Annotated in this window: 13 protein-coding genes; 3 read left to right on the top strand and 10 right to left on the bottom strand. The window is 60.1% G+C overall.

What is annotated here, in order from left to right:
- From FJW04_RS20045 to FJW04_RS20025, 5 genes are all read right to left on the bottom strand, one after another.
- A complete protein-coding gene (locus FJW04_RS20045) occupies positions 1-1,899 on the bottom strand; it encodes an ABC transporter substrate-binding protein (protein ID WP_140619278.1) in 1,899 nt (632 codons plus the stop codon).
- Entirely contained in the window at positions 1,896-3,791 is a 1,896-nt protein-coding gene (locus tag FJW04_RS20040; protein WP_140619042.1) for an ABC transporter ATP-binding protein, read from the bottom strand. The genes FJW04_RS20045 and FJW04_RS20040 overlap by 4 nt, the downstream gene beginning before the upstream one ends.
- A 151-nt stretch (positions 3,792-3,942) precedes the next feature.
- Positions 3,943-5,283, bottom strand: coding sequence for an adenylate/guanylate cyclase domain-containing protein (locus FJW04_RS20035; RefSeq protein ID WP_140619044.1), 1,341 nt, complete (start codon positions 5,281-5,283; stop codon positions 3,943-3,945).
- Between the two features lie 235 nt (positions 5,284-5,518).
- Positions 5,519-6,865 carry a nucleotide sugar dehydrogenase gene (locus FJW04_RS20030; RefSeq protein ID WP_140716160.1) on the bottom strand — a complete coding sequence of 449 codons (1,347 nt, stop codon included), beginning with the start codon at positions 6,863-6,865 and terminating at the stop codon, positions 5,519-5,521.
- A 108-nt stretch (positions 6,866-6,973) separates the two neighbouring features.
- The gene (locus tag FJW04_RS20025) at positions 6,974-8,137 is read right to left on the bottom strand and encodes a DUF3095 domain-containing protein (RefSeq protein ID WP_140619280.1); all 1,164 of its coding nucleotides are present in this window, start codon (positions 8,135-8,137) and stop codon (positions 6,974-6,976) included.
- A 92-nt stretch (positions 8,138-8,229) separates the two neighbouring features.
- On the opposite strand from FJW04_RS20025, the gene FJW04_RS20020 reads away from it, so the two are divergent.
- Together FJW04_RS20020 and FJW04_RS20015 are read left to right on the top strand one after the other, a co-directional pair.
- Complete coding sequence (locus FJW04_RS20020) at positions 8,230-9,318, top strand: glycosyltransferase family 4 protein (protein ID WP_140619049.1); 1,089 nt, start codon at positions 8,230-8,232, stop codon at positions 9,316-9,318.
- Positions 9,315-10,079, top strand: a complete 765-nt coding sequence (locus FJW04_RS20015; protein WP_140619051.1) for a polysaccharide deacetylase family protein — start codon at positions 9,315-9,317, stop codon at positions 10,077-10,079. Before FJW04_RS20020 ends, FJW04_RS20015 begins: the two co-directional genes overlap by 4 nt.
- A gap of 5 nt (positions 10,080-10,084) precedes the next feature.
- Here FJW04_RS20015 and FJW04_RS20010 read toward each other — a convergent pair whose 3' ends face one another.
- From FJW04_RS20010 to FJW04_RS20000, 3 genes are all read right to left on the bottom strand, one after another.
- Positions 10,085-10,939, bottom strand: coding sequence for an MBL fold metallo-hydrolase (locus FJW04_RS20010; RefSeq protein ID WP_140716158.1), 855 nt, complete (start codon positions 10,937-10,939; stop codon positions 10,085-10,087).
- Positions 10,940-11,098: 159 nt separating this feature from the next.
- A complete protein-coding gene (locus tag FJW04_RS20005) occupies positions 11,099-11,548 on the bottom strand; it encodes a cyclic nucleotide-binding domain-containing protein (protein ID WP_140661343.1) in 450 nt (149 codons plus the stop codon).
- Between the two features lie 83 nt (positions 11,549-11,631).
- Entirely contained in the window at positions 11,632-14,346 is a 2,715-nt protein-coding gene (locus FJW04_RS20000) for an ABC transporter ATP-binding protein (RefSeq protein ID WP_140716156.1), read from the bottom strand.
- A gap of 272 nt (positions 14,347-14,618) precedes the next feature.
- On the opposite strand from FJW04_RS20000, the gene FJW04_RS19995 reads away from it, so the two are divergent.
- Positions 14,619-15,290 (top strand): class I SAM-dependent methyltransferase, encoded by a 672-nt coding sequence (locus FJW04_RS19995; RefSeq protein WP_140619282.1) that lies wholly within the window; start codon positions 14,619-14,621, stop codon positions 15,288-15,290.
- Positions 15,291-15,500: 210 nt separating this feature from the next.
- Here the strand turns inward: FJW04_RS19995 and FJW04_RS19990 are convergent, their stop codons facing one another.
- Positions 15,501-16,676: a glycosyltransferase family protein gene (locus FJW04_RS19990; RefSeq protein ID WP_140619060.1), complete on the bottom strand. Its 1,176-nt coding sequence runs from the start codon at positions 16,674-16,676 to the stop codon at positions 15,501-15,503.
- Entirely contained in the window at positions 16,673-17,917 is a 1,245-nt protein-coding gene (locus FJW04_RS19985) for a glycosyltransferase family 4 protein (RefSeq protein ID WP_140716154.1), read from the bottom strand. The genes FJW04_RS19990 and FJW04_RS19985 overlap by 4 nt, the downstream gene beginning before the upstream one ends.
- Between the last annotated feature and the right edge of the window lies 1 nt (position 17,918).

Below are 17,918 nucleotides of genomic sequence, written 5' to 3'. Positions count from 1 at the left end.
TCAGGACTCTCCAAGCCAGAATGTATCGGGCATGTAGACACCGAAATAGGCGGTCGGGTCATAGCCGTAGAGCGCCTTGTCAGGCAGATTGCGCAGCCGTGAGGACGCCAGAACCGGCTGATGCGTTCCGTTCACCGTGCCGATCGAAAACACCTGATCGGTATAGATCGACAGCATTGAATTCCAGATCTCGGCGCGCTCCGCGGCCTCGGTCGATGCGTTCCAGCGCTTGAGCAGAGCCATCAACTCGACCACAGGCGGAAGATCGGGCGCCTCACCGAGCGTGCCACGAGACAGGTAGTGAGCGCCCCACAGCGGCCATTGCAGCTGGTCGTCGATGGTGGGGGCCAACTGGTACGGATTCATGTCGGAGGTCGGCACGCCATTGTCGATGCCCGACCACATCGACATCATGATCTGGCCGCCAAGCGCGCGGCTGCGGAAGATGTCGCGCTGCGAAGTGCGGACGAACAGGGCGATGCCGATCTGACGCCAGTGATCGGTGATGAGTTCGAGCGCGTCGGTTTCCAGCGTGCTTTCGCCGGCCGTTTCCACTATGATCTGCGCCGGGCGTCCATCGGGAAGTACACGCAGGCCATCATCGTCGCGTTTTTGAAGCCCGACCTCGTCGAGCAGCGCGTTGGCTTGGTCGGGATCATGGGCGACCCAGGCCTTCGCGAATTCCGGCCGGTAGAGCGGGCTCTCCGGCAGGACCGTATCGGCACTTTCCCGCGCTAATCCGTAGAATACTGCCAAATTGATCTCGCGCCTGTCCACAGCGAGGGAAAGGGCGCGGCGCACGCGCACGTCACGAAAAAGGCTGCGCCATACCTGGTCGGCACAATTCAGATTGGGCAGCAGCGCCAGCCGGGAACCCTGTGTGCGTTTCCACAGATGCATCTTCACCGGGTAACGCTTCTCCGTATCCTTCAGGAAAGAGTAATCGGCGAAGTCGATGCCCATGCATTGCAGGTCGCTCTCACCCGCACCGGTCTTGGCGGAAATGATCGCCGATGAGCTGACATTCAAGACAAACCGGTCAACATAGGGTAACTGCCTGCCATTCTCGTCTATTCTATGAAAGAACGGATTTCGCTCGAAAATGAACTGCTCAGCCGGCGGCTTGGTCCGGTTCTGCCAGGGATCGAGCGTCGGCAACTCCGGGTTCTCCGGGCGATACTGCCGCGACATGCGGATATGCAGGAGCGTCCATTTCTGGACCCGGTTCTCCGTCATTAGGCCGGCGAGCCGGAACGGATCTTGGTATTTCTTGTGGAACTGCTTGAGATAGGCGGCCGGCAGAACAAGCGATAGCGGCGAGGCAGCAGCGAGCTTGGGCAGGAAGTCGGGATTTGGCGTCTCCCAACTGTAGCGGACCGTCAACGGGTCGACGATCTCGAAGCGTGGCGGCTTGCCATCTGCCACCAGGCCCGGAGCAAGCCCGCCTGGCGACAGCTCATCGTTCAGCCAGACATCTTCCCAGCAATAGCGGAAATCTTCCGACGTCAACAGGCTGCCGTCAGACCATTTATGTCCTTCCCGCAGCTTGAATGTGAAGACACGATCATGCGCGACGTCGAAACTTTCGAGGATGTCGGGTTGCATGTTAAGCTTTTCGTCATAGCCGACCAGGCGAGCATACCCATAGATCGTCATTATCCGGATATCTTTCTGGCTGCCGATGATCGTGCGCAGCGTGCCGCCATACTGGCCGGGTTGCCGGCCCATCGCAGCCAGATTCAATACGCGCGGGCTCTTGGGCAGGCGTTCGGCGAGTGCCGGCAGCGCCCTGGCCGTGAGCTGCGGCTGAAGAAACTCCGGCTCCAGATCGCCTGCGCGTAACTTGCCCGGCACAAATGCCGAAGCCATGAGCCCAAGGGCAGTGCGCCGGCTGATCAAGATCGTAGCTCGCTGACATTGGCCGAACGTCGGGCCAGCACTAGGTGGCCGCCGCCAAGGTCGAGCGGCGACAGCACATCCTCGTCGCCCTCGTCGCGGAATTGCGGTCCCCATGCGCTCTTGTCGGAAGCACCGCTGAGCTTCAGCGTCTTGAAATCCATTGGCCTGTCGAGATCGGGAAACGGTACTGCGGCGACCAGCGAGCGCGTGTAGGGATGGACCGGTTTCCTAAGCAGAATTTCGCGCGGCGCAAGCTCGACGATACGCCCCCCGCACATCACCGCGATGCGGTCTGCCATGTAGTCCACCACCGCTAGGTTGTGGGATATGAATAGGTAAGTCAGGCCCAGTTCCTTCTGCAGGTCCTTCAGGAGGTTCAGAATCTGCGCCTGGACAGAGACATCGAGCGCCGAAACCGGCTCGTCGCAAATCAGCAGTTCAGGCCCCAGCGCCAACGCGCGCGCGATGCCGATACGCTGACGCTGCCCACCGGAGAAACTGTGCGGATAGCGCTTGATGAAGCGCGGATCGAGCCCGATTGCCTGCATAAGGCTCTTCACCGTGGCTAGTCGGGACGCGGCATTACCTCGTTGATGGATTTCCAACGGCTCGCTCAAGATGTTCTCCACCGTCATGCGAGGTGAAAGCGATGAAACCGGATCCTGAAATACCATCTGGATCTTCGCGCGCAGCAGGCGCAGGGCGGCTCTGTCGCCTCCCAACACATCGATCGGTCCATCGCGGCCATTGAAAAGCACAGAGCCGCCGCTAGGCGTGACAGCTCGCATGAGCATCTTGCTGACGGTGGTTTTGCCGGAGCCGCTTTCGCCGACCAGACCCAGGCACTCACCCCGGATGATATCGAAGCTCACGCCGTCCACGGCGCGAACTGAGGTTTGATGATCGCCGCCGAACCATCCCGACTTGCGGATGGTGAAGGTTTTTGTCAGGTCCCTGACCGATAGCAGGATGTCGTGCGGCCCCTTCGATGCCGGCGCCGTCTGTTTGCCAAGCAGGTTCTCGACATTCACCGGCACCTCGCGCAGCGCCTTTAGCCGTTCACCAGGCTTCAGGTCGAAATGCGGAACGGCTGCCATCAGGCCCTTCAGGTAAGGGTGACCTGGCCGGCGGAATATCGCCTCGACAGGTCCCGCTTCCATGATCTCGCCATGGTAAATGACGACCACCTCGTCGGCGACATTGGCGACCACGCCCAGATCGTGGGTGATCAGCAGCATCGCCATATTCAGCTTGCTCTGAAGCTCGCGCAGCAGTTGCAGGATTTGCGCCTGGATGGTGACGTCCAACGCCGTCGTCGGCTCGTCGGCGATCAACAGGGCGGGCCGGCAGATAAGCGCCATGGCGATCATGGCGCGCTGACGCAATCCTCCCGAAAGTTCAAATGGATACATGTCATAGGCGCGCTTGGGATTGGGAAAGCCGACAAGGCTGAGCATTTCCTCGGTCCGCGCCTTGCGCTCTGCCCGAGCCATGGGCGTATGGATCTGCAGCGATTCGCTGACCTGGTTGCCGATCGTGTGCAGCGGCGAAAGCGATGTCATCGGCTCCTGAAAGATCTTGCCGATGCGGCTGCCTCTCAAGGCCCGGATTTCGGGTCCATCGCGCGGCATCTGCAGGATATCCTGTGTCGTGCCGGGCTTTTCAGGATCGGAAAATAGGATACGGCCACGAACATGGGCTGTGTTCGGCAAAATGCCCATCACTGCCTGGCTGAGAACTGATTTTCCGGAACCGGACTCGCCGACAAGCGCGGTAACCTTGCCTGGAAGGACGCGAAGATTTGCCCGCCTGACTGCATGCAAGGGTCCCCCGATAATGGCAAAAGAGATGCCAACATCTTCGACCCGCAGCAGATCAACGCCCGAATTCATTCTCACCAGCCCACTTTGCCGGCCTGCCGGGCGGCAAACCAGAAAGTGAGACTAGCGTATTGCAGGCTTAGAGCAACTTGGATTCGAAAGGGTTGCCAGCGGCGAACCGGGCGACCGACATAACAAGGTGTTCGGATCAGATTGGGCCAGGCTACTGGAGCTTCCTCGGGTCGCCCGGCGACAGCCGTGCGGCATCGCGATGAAGCAGCATGACCTGCTCTGCCTCCGATCTCCGGTCGTAGATCGCCTCCAGCGCACTCTCTTCATCGAGCGCGAGAGCGCCCGACAGATCTGGTGAAAGCACCGTCAGCTTCTGCTTGAGCCCCGCCAGTTCCTCGCTGCCGAGCGTCAGCCAGCTGTTGGCGCCGCAATAGCTGGCGAAGTCCTTGCTGGCGAGAACGCGGTGCGGGTATTTCTTGGTCAGGGTCTGGAGACGCTGGACCTCGTTTACAGCCGAGCCAAACACGGAGAATGTGAGCCGGTCGGTAAGCCCGACATTGCCGAACATCACGTTGCCGACATGCAGGCCGATGCCAAATTTTATGTCGGACAACCCTTTTTCCTTTCTTCGCAGATTGAGCTCCATCATGCGCGCAGTGGCCTTGTGCGCTGCCGCCAGAGCAGCCTGGCAGGCGATCTCGGACTGCGAGCGATGCCTTTCGCAAGGATAGACGGCAATGAAGCCATCACCTATGAAACTCATGATCTGCCCGCCTTTGCGATTGAAAGGTGCGGCAATGGCGTCGAAAAATTGGTTCAGCGTATCGATGTAGATTTCGCGGCCCGACGTTTCGGCAAGCCGTGTCGACCCGCGCATGTCGGCCATGACCAGTGCGGCCCGGATTGTATCGCCCTCGCCGCGCTTGATCTGGCCGTCCAGCACGCGTCTGCCGGCGTCGCCGCCGAGATAAGTGGTCATCATGTTGTCGGCCAGCTTGGTGAGCACCGCCATTTTGGTTGCGATGGCGAGATGGTTTTGGATACGCAGCAGCGCCGAAATCATGCTGTCGCTGAAACCTGAAGCACTGTCGGTCGACCAGGACCCGATCATGCCCTGACTGGTATTGCCGTTGAAGGGATGGACGAAAGCCATGTAGTCGGTCACGCCCATAAGCCTGAGTTCATCGAAGACAGGAAATTCCGACGGGACCGACGGGTCGAGACGACGCCGCAGATGGTCGAGCTTGTTGCTGAGCAGATGGTAGTATGGGCTGGTCAGGAACGTGTCGGAATGAACGCCGTCCTTTTTGCGGAAGCCTTCCACTTCCATGCCTTGGCCGCGAAGCCAGGTGAAGCCGAGCGCGTCATAGAGCGGATGAAGCATCGAAAAGCTCAAATGCACCCGCTTCAACGGCAGGCCGGCAGCAGCCAGCCGCTCGCAAAACCCCTTTACCAGTGTTTCCAGCTCGTTGCCTGCCAGCGCCGACTGAGTAAGCCAGTCGGCAACCTTATCCATGAGAATTGTGGAAATTTCTGCTCGCGCCATGCTCATACCACCTCGAAACCCGTCGACTGCGATCCGCCATAACACAGTCCGCCAGCGACCCAAAGATACCCCAAGTCAACGGTCGCGTGCGGCGGCAAAGGCGAAGGAATTCCCGAGTGACTGTCGTTGCAACCAAGGTACAGGCTTAACTGCATTCATGCCTTGCGGCCTTATGTGGCGAAGCTGCGGCCGGAGTGCAATCACGTTCCTGACATCGGCAAAGTCGCCACCGGGGCGCTTGTCAGGCCTTCACCACCGTCTCTCGGAGCAGCCCGAGACGGCCAAAAACATTGCGTGTGTCGACGATCAGAAGGGCGTGATCAGCGACAGCCTTATAGTCGATCGCGTCATGGTCGGTTGCAACGACGACAGCATCGAAATCCTTCACCACCGCCTCGGTCAACTCGAGCGAGCGGCGCCCCCTGAGGGCCATATGCTCCCGTGTGGTCGGGATCTCGGGAACATGCGGATCGTGGAATTCCGCCTTGCCGCCCCATTCCTCGATAAGTTCGATGAGCCGCAATGAGGGGCTTTCGCGGATGTCGGGCACATTCTTCTTGTAGGCGAGCCCGATGATGAGAATGCGCGAGCGGCTGAGCGCCTTGCCGCAGCGCCGGTCCAGTGCTTTGGCCAGTTCATCGACCACGTGACGCGGCATAGCAGTGTTGATCTCTGCCGCCAGCTCGATGAAGCGGGTCGGCAGTTCGTATTCGCGCGCCTTCCACGTCAGGTAGAAGGGATCGATTGGAACACAGTGCCCGCCCAATCCGGGGCCTGGATAAAAAGGCATGTAGCCGAAGGGCTTGCTCCTGGCCGCCTCGACCACCTCCCAGATGTCGATGCCCATCGCGCCGAGCACGACCTTCAATTCGTTGACGAGGGCTATGTTGACTGACCGGAATATGTTTTCCGTCAGCTTGACTGCCTCTGCGGTTGCCGTGCTGGAAACCGGAACGACGGTTTTGACGACCCCTTGGTAGAAAGCCTGCACGAGCGTCGCCGCTTCAATGCCGTCACCTGCCACGACCTTTGGGATCGTCGCGACTTCAAAGTTGCGGTTGCCGGGATCCTCGCGTTCGGGCGAGAAGCCGAGGAAGAAGTCTATCTTCGACTGCAAGCCGGTTTCTTCCAGTATGGGCTTGATCACATCGTCGGTGGTGCCGGGATAGGTGGTAGATTCCAGCACGACGAGGTGGCCGAGACGCAGATGCTTTGCGATGATGCCAGTCGTGTTCCTGACAAAGGAGAGGTCCGGCTCACGGTTTTTTGTCAGCGGTGTCGGAACGCAGATGATGATGATGTCGCAGGTCGACAGTTCGGCAAAATCCGCTGTGGCGCGGAACCGTCCACTCGCCACGTGGCCGGCGAGGGCTGTCGACGTCACCGCCTCAATGTAGGATTGGCCGTTGTTCAGGCTCTCGACCTTCTGGGCTTCAATGTCGAAGCCGAAAACCGGGAAGCCGGCGCGTGCGACCGCAATCGCGAGCGGCAACCCGACATAGCCCAATCCGATCACGCCGATATGCGCGGTGTGCGCCGAGATACGGTTCAGCAGACGGTCATATGCCGAAGATCGTGAAGCGTCCAAATCTGCTTTCCCGTTAGTTGGGACAGGATGGCCGGTGTCAGGCGCGGCTTACCAGTCCCACAGAACCATGGCCGAGGCATATTGCGGAAAGTGGATTCTCGCAAGCCGTCATCCGACCGGCAACTTTGCCTTCAGGTCTGCAGCAGCCATCGCATAGCCGCCAGCCGCACCGTCTATGAAATGAACATGATCGCGGTGCAGCGGCGAGGCGACGAGGCATGTCATCAAGGCCGATTTCTGGCGGTGCAGGCCATAATTGCAGATGCCGGCCTCTTCCGCCTGTTTCAGCCGGTTCTCTATCCGTTGCAACACATCAGCATCAACGTCGATGGTCATCTTCAAGCCGTCGTCGAATTTCCGGAAATCCGAATTGCTGGCCACGTCGCGTTTGTAGATCTTCGGATCGAAACCGCCGACGGTCCAGCCATATCTATCGGCGACGGCCGTAAGCGCCATCAGGAACACTATCCACAGCTTCGACAGCCATCGCCGTCCCACCGGCGCCGTGGCTCGCGCCTCGATATCGAGGCCGGCGGGCAGCAAGCTGTAACTCGGCCCATTCACCGGCACCGGGTGGCCATCGCGTTCCTGTCTGCTGGCAATGGCGATGATGTCGGACGCCAGAAACTGAAAACCGCGCAGATCGCGCGACGACCCCGGAGTGGCTATGATCGAGACGATTTCGCCATGACGGGTTCCGATCGGGTTCCAGCGGCAGGACAGGCCGGTCAGGTCCGGCCGTGCGCCAGCCGGAGCAGGATCGATGCGGTAGCGCCCCGCTTTCATCTCGGCTTCCGCCCAACTGCCGCCACCGCCGGCGAACATGGTATAGAAGATGGCATCGGATGCTTGGAACCTTGCCACGCGAACGTCGAGGCCTTGCGCTCGAATATCCTTTATCGGCACGATTGCGGCACGCAGGGTTAGGTCCAGTTCGTCCGCCACCCATCTCTGGACAGCCGCCAGCGCCTTGCGGGTGGGCTCCATCGCAGAGCCGGGAAAGGCGACGAGCGCCCCATCGCCGCCGAAGACAAAGGGAAGGTCTTGCCGACCCAGCGCGTTGAGGAGGGCCGAAATGACACTGGCGCCGGCCATATTGACCGTTTTATAGCGTCCCGTCTCGATCGCCTTGGTCGAGCCGACAATGTCGGCGGTGGCCAGCGCCCAACCATCGGGGAGGGGCCGATAGTTGTCGATGTCGGCAACGCTTTCGAATTTTGCGAAGACCGGCAAAGAAGCGACAAACGGGTCCGAGGCGGCAGCTGTTTCCATGAGTATCAGATAGCACATTCCACTGCTTGGAGGTGCAGTCGATGGTGCTTGGAATTTGACTTGCGCATGCTTTCCGATGATAGGGTCGCGCAATGCGAATTGCCTTCTACGCGCCGCTGAAGTCACCCAATCATTCCGTTGCCTCCGGCGACCGCCAGATGGCACGCACGCTGGTCAAGGCGCTGGAGCATGGAGGACATAGCGTCGAACTGGCATCCGAATTGCGCTTCTATCTACGCGAACCGGAGCCGGAACGTTTCGATGCGCTCAAGATAGAGGCCAAAGAGGAAGCCGCGCGGCTGACGCGGCTTTGGGATCGTGATGGCAAGCCCGATCTATGGTTCTGCTATCATCCTTATTACAAGGCGCCCGACCTGATCGGGCCCGGGCTGGCGTCGACCTTTGCTGTCCCATATGTGACAGCGGAAGCTTCCTATTCGAGGCGCCGCAATGCCGGTTTGTGGGCTGATACACAAGCGCTGGTCGTCCAAGCGGTCCAACAGGCGGCGCTGAACATCTGCTTCACGCAAAGAGATCGTCGGGGACTGGCAGATGCGATACCCGAGGTCGCTCTTGATATGCTGTCACCCTTCATCGACACATCGGTCTTCCATGAACTGCCGGCACGAGGTTGCCCGACGCGCCTCGTTGCTGTTGCCATGATGCGCCAGGGCGACAAAGTCGAAAGCTATCGCATGCTGGCGCAAGCGCTGGGTCAGATTGGCCATTTGCCCTGGACGATGTCGGTCGTCGGCGACGGGCCTGCCCGTGACGAGGTCAAGGCGCAATTTGCCGGCTTCGCCGCCGAGCGTATCGAATGGCTCGGCGCGATCGATCCAGCCGCCGTGCCGGATGTCCTCTATGGGGGAGGAATTTACGTCTGGCCGGGTTACGGGGAGGCCTATGGCGTTGCCTATCTTGAAGCACAAGCCGCCGGTCTTCCGGTGGTGGCTCAGGACATCGCCGGCGTGCCGGAAGTCGTGCGAGACGGCCAGACCGGGTTTCTCACCCCGCCGCGAGATGTGGCCGCCTTCGCTTCTGCCATTGAAAGGCTTCTGGCCCGTAAAGACGAGAGAACCATCATGGCAGCAGAAGCCAGACGTTTCATCCTTGAAGAACGTTCCCTCGGCATTGCAGCGGCGCGCCTGGTCGAACTTCTTTCGAAGGTCTCGGTTTCATGACATCCTGCGATCGAGTCTGGCAGCCCTTGGTGGAAGAATTGGCGGGCCGGCAACGGGCCGGTCGCAAGGCAGAGTTCTGGCTGCGCGACGATGATGCCGTGGATCCGACGCCGGCGCTTGATCGGCTGCTCGACCTCACGGGTGAGTTCACCGTTCCGGTCACTCTGGCCGTCATTCCGGCCCTCACGGATGAGAAGCTTGCTGCCCGGCTAGACGAGGCGCCGCATGCCACAGTGGCCATGCATGGCTGGGTGCATCGAAATCATGCTCCCGAGGGTCACAAAAAGCAGGAGCTCGGCGCCCATCGGCCAGGGGAGGCCGTTCTTGAAGAACTGGCTGGCGGGCTGTCGCACCTAACGGGCCTGCACGGCGCGCGAACCGTCCCGATGCTCGTGCCCCCCTGGAACAGGATCGACGCCGGCCTGGTCTCCGACCTTGGATCGATAGGATTTGCGGCATTGTCGGTCTTCGGGCCCCCGGACCCGGCTTCACTGGCGGTCATCAACTGCAATGTCGACATCATGGATTGGCATGGCACGCGCGGCTGCCGCGACCACGGTCTATTGATCCAGGCAATCGTCGCGCGCTTGCAGGATGCATTCGACGACGAACCGGTCGGCCTGCTCACTCATCATCTCGTACACGATGAATCGGCCTGGCTTTTCCTTGAACGGCTGTTCACGGTCACTGCACAGATTGACTCCTGCGTATGGCTTCCAATCAGGACATTGATCGGGCGCTGCGCAGGTAAGGGAAGATAGCTCGCTCACCGCTTTTTGGGCAAGGAGACTGGAAATTCGAGGGTCTGCCCATCCCGCGCCGCAAATGCGCCGGTAAACCTGTCTTTGGCCAGTTTCTCGATCTCATCCAGTTCCTCGTCGGTGCGTGTCGCATCGTGATGAAACAGCGCAAGCCCTCGCGCACCGGCGGCGCCACAGAGTTTGATCCCCTGTTGCCATGTCGAGTGCCCGTTACCGCGGCGGCGTTCCATTTCCTCATCGGTGTAGGTGCAATCGTAGATGACGAGGTCGGCATCTTGGATCAGGCCGAGCACTGCGGGATCGAGTTTGTCGGGCTCGTGCTCAGTGTCGGTGATCACCGACACCACACGGCCACCCCATTCGACCCGGTAGCCGATGCAGCCGCCTGGGTGAACAAGACTGCCCGTCCGGACCACCACCCCTTCGCGGGGCCGAAGCACGTCTCCGGCCACGAAGTCGCGGCAGTCGAGGCTTGCCTTGCAGGCCTCCAGCTTCACCGGAAACCAAGGCGGCCGGATGAATGCATCGACCATCTGCCGGGTCGTCATGCGCCCGGCAAGGTGCCCGGACCAAAGCGTAACCGTGACGCTCCGGTCGTAGATCGGCGCAAAGAATGGCAGCCCGATAATGTGATCGTAGTGGCAATGCGTGAAAAGTAGGTCGAAATCGGTCACGCCCAACGTCCGAAGCGCCCCGCCGGCAGGCCGCAGGCCAGAGCCCGCGTCGAACAGAAGCGTATGCTTACCACAGCGCATTTCAATGCAGCTTGTGTTGCCGCCATAGCGAGAGAATTCTGGCCCCGATACCGGGATGCTGCCGCGCACTCCCCAAAACCTGACCAGGAAAACGTCGTCGTCCATGGTAGCCCCTTCGCAGTCCCGTCACTCATCGTAGCCAAACAACTGCCGCTAGCACCAGGAAAAGTGTGAACCGTTTTCCGTTTGCCGATGTCCTCCAGTGACCTTCTCAGCCAAAGGCTTGCGCTATAATGACGGGGAGCGTCGACCGCATCTCATTGGCTATTTGGCACTTCGTGCATCGATCAGATCGGCGGTGGTGTGGCTTAGGCGATCGGCAAGAACCCGCAATATCTCGATGGTCATTTCCGGGGACTCCTTCATGAGTCTCAGGAAATGATCCTTGCGAATTCTCAAGGCTTCCAGCTGACTTGCCGCTCTGACGGTGGCTGTGCGCGAGCTGTTGCACAGTATGGCGATCTCGCCAACAATCGAATTTGGCGCCATTTCGGCTACTTTTAACGGCCCTCTGTCGGAATCGACCAGAATATCTGCCTTGCCTGAAAGGATGACATAGGCGGCATCTCCCTCGTCGCCCTGCCGGAAAAGGATCTGGCCCGCGCCGTAGCTGACGCGATCGGAGGTGAACGCAAGCAGTTTGAGCTTTGTCAACTCAATGCCAGAAAACAAGGGAACGCGTTGCAGCATTCCAACTTCATCCTTGAGCAGCATTGTCGCAAACCTCAAAATTCGCGTTTGCCAGATTAGAGCAACGCGCGCCCAGATGGAATTGGTTCCGTATCCGGGACGTCGCTCTACGACACCAGTTCCTTGAAGACGCCGTCGCCTGCCAAAAGTGTCTCGTGTGTTCCGTCTTCCACCAATTCACCCGAGTCGAACACGATGACGCGATCGAACATCATCGCCATGGACGGATTCGTCACCACCCAGACAATTGCCGGCGAATGGTCGTCGCGTCTGGCTTCCTCGAGAACGTTCCGCAACACCTTATCTTGCATGCGCTGATCGAGCGCCGACAGCGGCCGGTTGAGAATGAGAAAATCGGGACGCTTGAGCAGCGCTCGGGCAACGTCGAGCTTCTGTCGCTGTCCACCGGTCAGCCGCCTGCCGCCGGCGCCGACGTTGAAATCCAGGCCGACATTGAGAAGCTCGCCATAAAGCCCCAGCTCGTCAAGAAGGTCATAGAGGATGGAGCGTATGCGGTCCGGCGCGTCGGGGTGATTGTTGCCCAGACGCCCGAACAGCACATTATCCATGACAGTAGCGGCGGCAATGTATTTGCCCGGATCGTACCGTTCGATCGCGTCATGCAGCTCGGTCGGCAGGTTTTCATAGAACCGGTTGCGGGCAGTGACGATCTTGCTCATCAGCTCATCGCTCAAAAGGCCGAAGCGGTGCCGGGGCTCGATATAGGCAAAGCTCAAGCTAACGATCATGGCGCGGTCGGTCTCCGAAACCGCCTCGTAGGGACGGTTCTTGAGCCGTTGCAGCAAGGTTTCGTAGGCCGGTATCTCCTCGGCGCTCATGAAGGCGAGCTGCTGGAAAAACTGGTGATCGGCTGGCAGGTCGGCAAACAGCTCGATCGCCTGTTCGGCGATCTCCATGCCCATTTCGTAGAGCGTGCGGTCGAGACCGGCTTCATTGAGCACAGAAGCAAAATATGGGTTGGCAGCCAGCGCCCTATCCGCCAGTTCAGGGCCGGCCGCAGCGCCGAAGAGCAGGTTCTGGCCGATTGTCGCTTCCTTGTTGTAGGCGCCCGGTTCGAAAGGAACCACCAGTCCGCTCAGCCCTTCCTGTTCAAGCCGGGTTCGCAACGCCGCACGCAGTTCGACGATGCGCTTGGCAAGTTCCGTGTGACGCTTGAGGTCGGCCGAAGAGCGCAAGCCAAGGTCCAGAATGTCGCGCGACAGAACAACTGCGTCGAGCACCCGGCGCACGGCTTCAAAGAGGTCGTGCGGGCCGGTAGCGCCGGCGGAAGCATAGTTGATCCAGTCGCTGCGGATATCAAGATCCGGATTGCCCGACCGGCGCGCCTCTTCGATGTTCCAGCGGTGTTGGTCTGCCGCTGCACCGTCGTAAGTCACCGGCGTCAGCGGCGCATGTTTCAACCCGTAGAGCAAGTTATCGCGGAGGCTTGCCTGGAACAGGAAAACATCCGACGAGGCATACGACATGCGCCGTCCGGTCACCGCTTCGGGGAGTTCAAGCAGGTCGTGGGTGCCCGAAACGATCCTTCCGCTGTCGGGCCAGTTCAGCCGCGCAAAGGCCTCTGCAAGCGCTTCGGCTCCCCCTGTTGCAGTGCTGACCAGCGCCACCGTCTCACCCGGCTTGACCTGGAGGGAGACACGGTTGAGAAGGATCGCACCGCCATCGTCTGCTATGGACAGACCGATTGCCGACAGGGGGGCGGTCATCGGATCGGGATCGTCGATCGCCAACGCCTCGATTGTAGGCGAAATGAGACCCTCCACAGTGAACTGTTCAACCACCTGCTGATATTTGACCTGGACATCCTGCCGATCCTGGTCCCAGTCGATCAGTTCCTTCATCGGTCCGGGCAGGTCCTTGTAGGCGCCGATCACGGCCACGAGCTGGCCGACGTCCAGCCGACCCTCAATGGCTAGGTAACCGCCGATCATGTAGAACAGAAAGGGCGTGAGCTGCGCGAGAAAATTGTTGAGGAACTTTACCATGAATTTCCATTGGTAAAGATCGAAGCGGATCTTGAATATGAGCCCGAGCCGGGCAGCTATGTCGGCGCGCTCGTAGTTTGATGTATCGTGGACGTGAACCGCGCCGATACCGTCGACGATTTCGCCAACCCGGCCCGAAAGTGCGCGCGCCGTCAATTGCCGTTGGCGCCCGAGCACGAGCAGCCGCCGCCGCATTCGCGGGATGAGCACGATCTGGATCGTCACGATCACGACCGCTATCAGTCCGAGCCAGACGTTCTGGACCATGATGAAGAGCATGGCGGTCAGCGCCTGACCGCCGAGCAGTACCGGCTGCAGAAAGGCATCGCCGATAAAGCCGCCCAGCGGCTCCACCTCGTCCTTCACCATGGTCGCCACTTCGGCCGATTTCACCCGCTTGAAATATATCGGCGGAAACCGCAGCACACGATCGACCAGATCGAAACGGATACGCCGCAGCATGCGTTCGCCCAGACGGCCCTTGTAGGTGTTGATGTAGAGTTTAAATAGGCCGTTGATGACGACCAGCAGGAGGAACACAAGGCTCAGGGCAAACAGCGTCGCCTTGCGGCCGAGCTGAAAACCGGAGAAGAACAGGACCTCGCCAATGAACGGCAGGCTATAATGCAGCCTCATGAATGGCTGGGTCGCGCCCACTTGGTCGAAGCCTTTACCTTGGATCGGGCCGTTGACGATCAGCTTCGGCAGGTCGAAGGACATGAAATAAGGGACCATCGAAAGCACGACGATCATCAATATCCAAAGCTGCTGCTTTTTCGTGTGGGTCCAGATATAGCGGGCTAGGCTGGGTTCCATATGCGACCGTGGACCCTTTAGTTGGAAGGATGCGGGACGAAGAAGCGGCTACCGGCGCATGGCGTATCGGCAATTTCTGCGTCGCCAATGACAAGCTCGAAGATGCAGTGCACGAACGACGCCGATGGTCCCGACAGATGCAGCCGGCTCTCTCCGGCACCGGGCAATGGCGAAGCGGCTAACAGCATAATCAAATCCGCGGATCAAAACGGCCTTGCGGGGGGCAAGATTGCGTTGTGTCGCCCGAAATCCCACCATACAAGACGAATATGATGGATGTCACGCAACCACGCAATGCCGGCATGGACTGGCGCGAGCAAGCCTTGGACCTCACGCGCGGAATTGGGGCCTATGTCGACCGACCTCTCGTGGCAGGGCTGGCGCGCGTCATCGCCCAGCATCCGAACGCCGATATGGGCAACGCGTTCAACCACAAACAGGTCGCCTGCAAGATGTGGGCGCTCGATCGGCTGTTCGACAGCTGCGGCGGGCGCTTCGGGCGCATATGGGTTCTGGGTGGTTGGTATGGCGTGTTGTCGGCGATGCTTTTCAACGATGTCCGCTTCGACATTGCGGCGGTCGACAGCATTGACATCGATCCCGAAGTCGCGCCCGTCGCCCTGACGCTAAACCGGGACGCCGGCGACCGGTTCCGGGCCATGACGGCAGATATGTACGCACTCGACTATGCGGCCGGGCGTCCCGACCTGACCGTCAATACAAGCTGCGAACACATAGCCGATCTGCGCGCCTGGCTTGCGCTGCTTCCGCAGGGCACGAATGTTCTGCTGCAATCGAATGATTATTTCAGCGAGCCGACGCACGTCAACTGCGTGGCTTCGCTGGCAGCCTTCGAAGCAATGGCGGCACTGCGGGAGGTGCGCTTCTCCGGCGAGCTGCCGACCAAAAATTATACGCGCTTCATGCTGATCGGAACTGTCTAGCTTTTCGCCCAAAATTGCGTAGCGGTTTGGGGCATTAATACACGTCCTTGAAGCGCCTTGCACGAAGCTCACCAGAAGCGACACGCGTTAGAGCAAATTCCAGGAACATGTGAACGGCTCTCCGTTCGGACTTGCGGCAGAACAAGGAGGTAGAGCGGTTCAAAGGTTTACGCGAAACGAGGAACCGCGTTAGGATCCATCGTCTGTTGATCATGAGCTTTTCTTGAAGCCGGGGCCCTGTTTTAGGGACCATGTTCGATGCCGGTCGCGCAGGATTTGCGCCGAGTGACGGGCGCCGTCCAGATTGAGGCGATGCGCGGATGGTCTAGGTGCCACAAGCGCAGCTTCGATCGCTTTCGCCAAACCTTCAGGCGTTAGGTCCCTTTCCATAACAACCGTCGCAAGACCGAGTTCTTCAAGCAGCAGGGCGCGAACCGTTTGTTCTGTTTCACCGCCGGCTGCAAATGGGACGAGCAGGGAGCGACAACCCGCGCGCAGGACATCGCAGACCGTGTTGTAACCCGCCTGCGAGACGGACAGGCGGGCAGCTGTCAGCAGGCTCGCGAAATCCTCGCGGAACCGGAAGATGGACAGGCCCGGCGTGACGTCGTGTGCGATCGCGTCAAACTGGTCTTTCGGCAGGTTTGGGCCGGTGATCAAACACCATTTCCAACCGTTCTTGGCATTCCGCGCCGCTGCGATGGTGGAGCTTACAAGGCTGCTTCCGGCAGCTCCGCCGCCAACTGACACCAGAACGTCGAAGCGCTCGGAGGCCGGGGGCGAGGGCGGCGCGGCAACGAGCCCCGTGTAGGTGACCTCGGCCTTGATCGCCCCGGCCAGTGGAAATGTCTTGTCGACGGTTGCAAAAGCCGGGTCGCCGTGGACCATAACAAGGTCGAAGTGCGTATTGACGAGATCAACCGTTTCCTCATTTCGGCCCGGCTTCACGCGCTCCTGAAGGATGTCACGGATGGACGTCGCCAGCAGCGGTTTGGGCGACGTCGCGTTGATCGCCTCGATCAGCGGCAAGAGTTCGAATCGCATCTGCCGGCGTCCAAATGGAAACGCCTCGACAATCACGACATCAGGCCTGCAATCCCGGAATGCTTGGAGCAGCATCTCTGAACGGCGTTTCTTGAAATCATCGTCGACGGGTATGCCCTGCAGATCGACAAGTCCGGAAAATGTTTCATCACCGGAGGTGACAGGTGGCAGGGTTACAGATTTTACCCCCGGTCCCGGAAACCCTGCGACCGGCGCTCCGCCGGTCACGATCGTTACGTCAAACCCGTCATCGACCAGAGCCGCCGCGACGCGGCTGGTGCGAGCGAGATGTCCGATACCGAGCAGGTGCTGGACATAGAGGAAGGCACGGAGCTGCTTCAATCGATGGCCCGCCACTCGCGCTCGAACAATTCCTTGAGTTGTCCAATGCTCGCCGTATGATCGAAATTGCCGCGCACGTGCCGCTCTGCGGCGTCGCCCAGGCGGGCGCGCAGGACGGGATCCCGGATCAGGCGCTCCAGCGCCTGTGCCAGGCCGATTGGGCTGTTTGTCGGTACCAGCAGCCCGGTTTCATCGGGCGATATAAGCTCCGGCACACCAGAAACATCGGTGGACACGCATGCGAGCCGCTGGCTAGCTGCCTCCACAAGAACATTTGGCAAGCCGTCCCGGTCCCCATTCGCGGTGATCCTGCAGGCCAGGGCGAAGATGTCGGCGCAGCGGTAGTGCTCAAGCACCTGCTCCTGCGCAAGCGCCCCTTTCCAGGCGACGCGATCATCCAGGCCGAGTTTTTGCGCCAGCGCCTTGAGCCGTTCCAGTTCTTCGCCGTCGCCGATATGCTCGAAACGCCAGGCCAAATCGCCAGGCAAGAGGGCAAGGGCCTCCAGCAAGGTATCGTAACCTTTCTTTTCGACGGCCCGTCCGACACTCAGAACGACAACCGCTCCGCCGCGCTCCGAGCCGTCATACTGTTGTCGCGCGTCGCCAAAACTTCCGAAGCGATCAAGGTCGAGCCCATGATAGCTCAGATGCACAGACGAGTTGCCTTTGGCGAGTTTTTTCAGACGATCGAAGCCGGTTTTCGTGCAGGTGACTGTCCAGCGGGCCGAGGAAAGTTTGCCAGCCAAATCCCAGTCCGCTGAAGTCCAGATGTCCTTGGCATGGGCTGAGCAGCTCCAGGGCAGGCTACGAAGCTGGCTGGCGTAGCGCGTCACCGATGCCGGCGTGTGCACGAAATGCGCATGCAACCATCCCGCTTCTTCCGGCCATTCGGCCGCCAGCACGAGCGCTTGCCCGAAGCGGCGTGCGCGATTGCGCGTAAAGTCGCGGGAGATATCGGCTACCAGCGAACCGAGCGCGCGCCAGAAGCTCGGCCGCGGCAAATAGGCACAAAGCGAGCGAAGCACGCGTAGCGGCTCATCATGCAGATATTCCGGCAGGTAGTGGACCGGCGCTTTGATCTCGTCATGGACGGGGTGCCGTTTTGCGTCGGTGGGCCGCCTGAGTGCGACGAGTATCAAATCGAACCCCGCGCGTTCCAGACCGAGCAGTTCCTGTGCGATAAAAGTTTCCGACAGCCGCGGATAGCCCTTCAGGACCACGACGATCTTGCGACGTTGCAAG

The organism is Mesorhizobium sp. B2-7-3, from assembly GCF_006440715.1.
GTDB lineage: Bacteria > Pseudomonadota > Alphaproteobacteria > Rhizobiales > Rhizobiaceae > Mesorhizobium > Mesorhizobium australicum.
The sequence above is the reverse complement of the archived record's forward strand: the minus strand, read 5'-3'. Positions and strand labels throughout refer to the sequence as shown.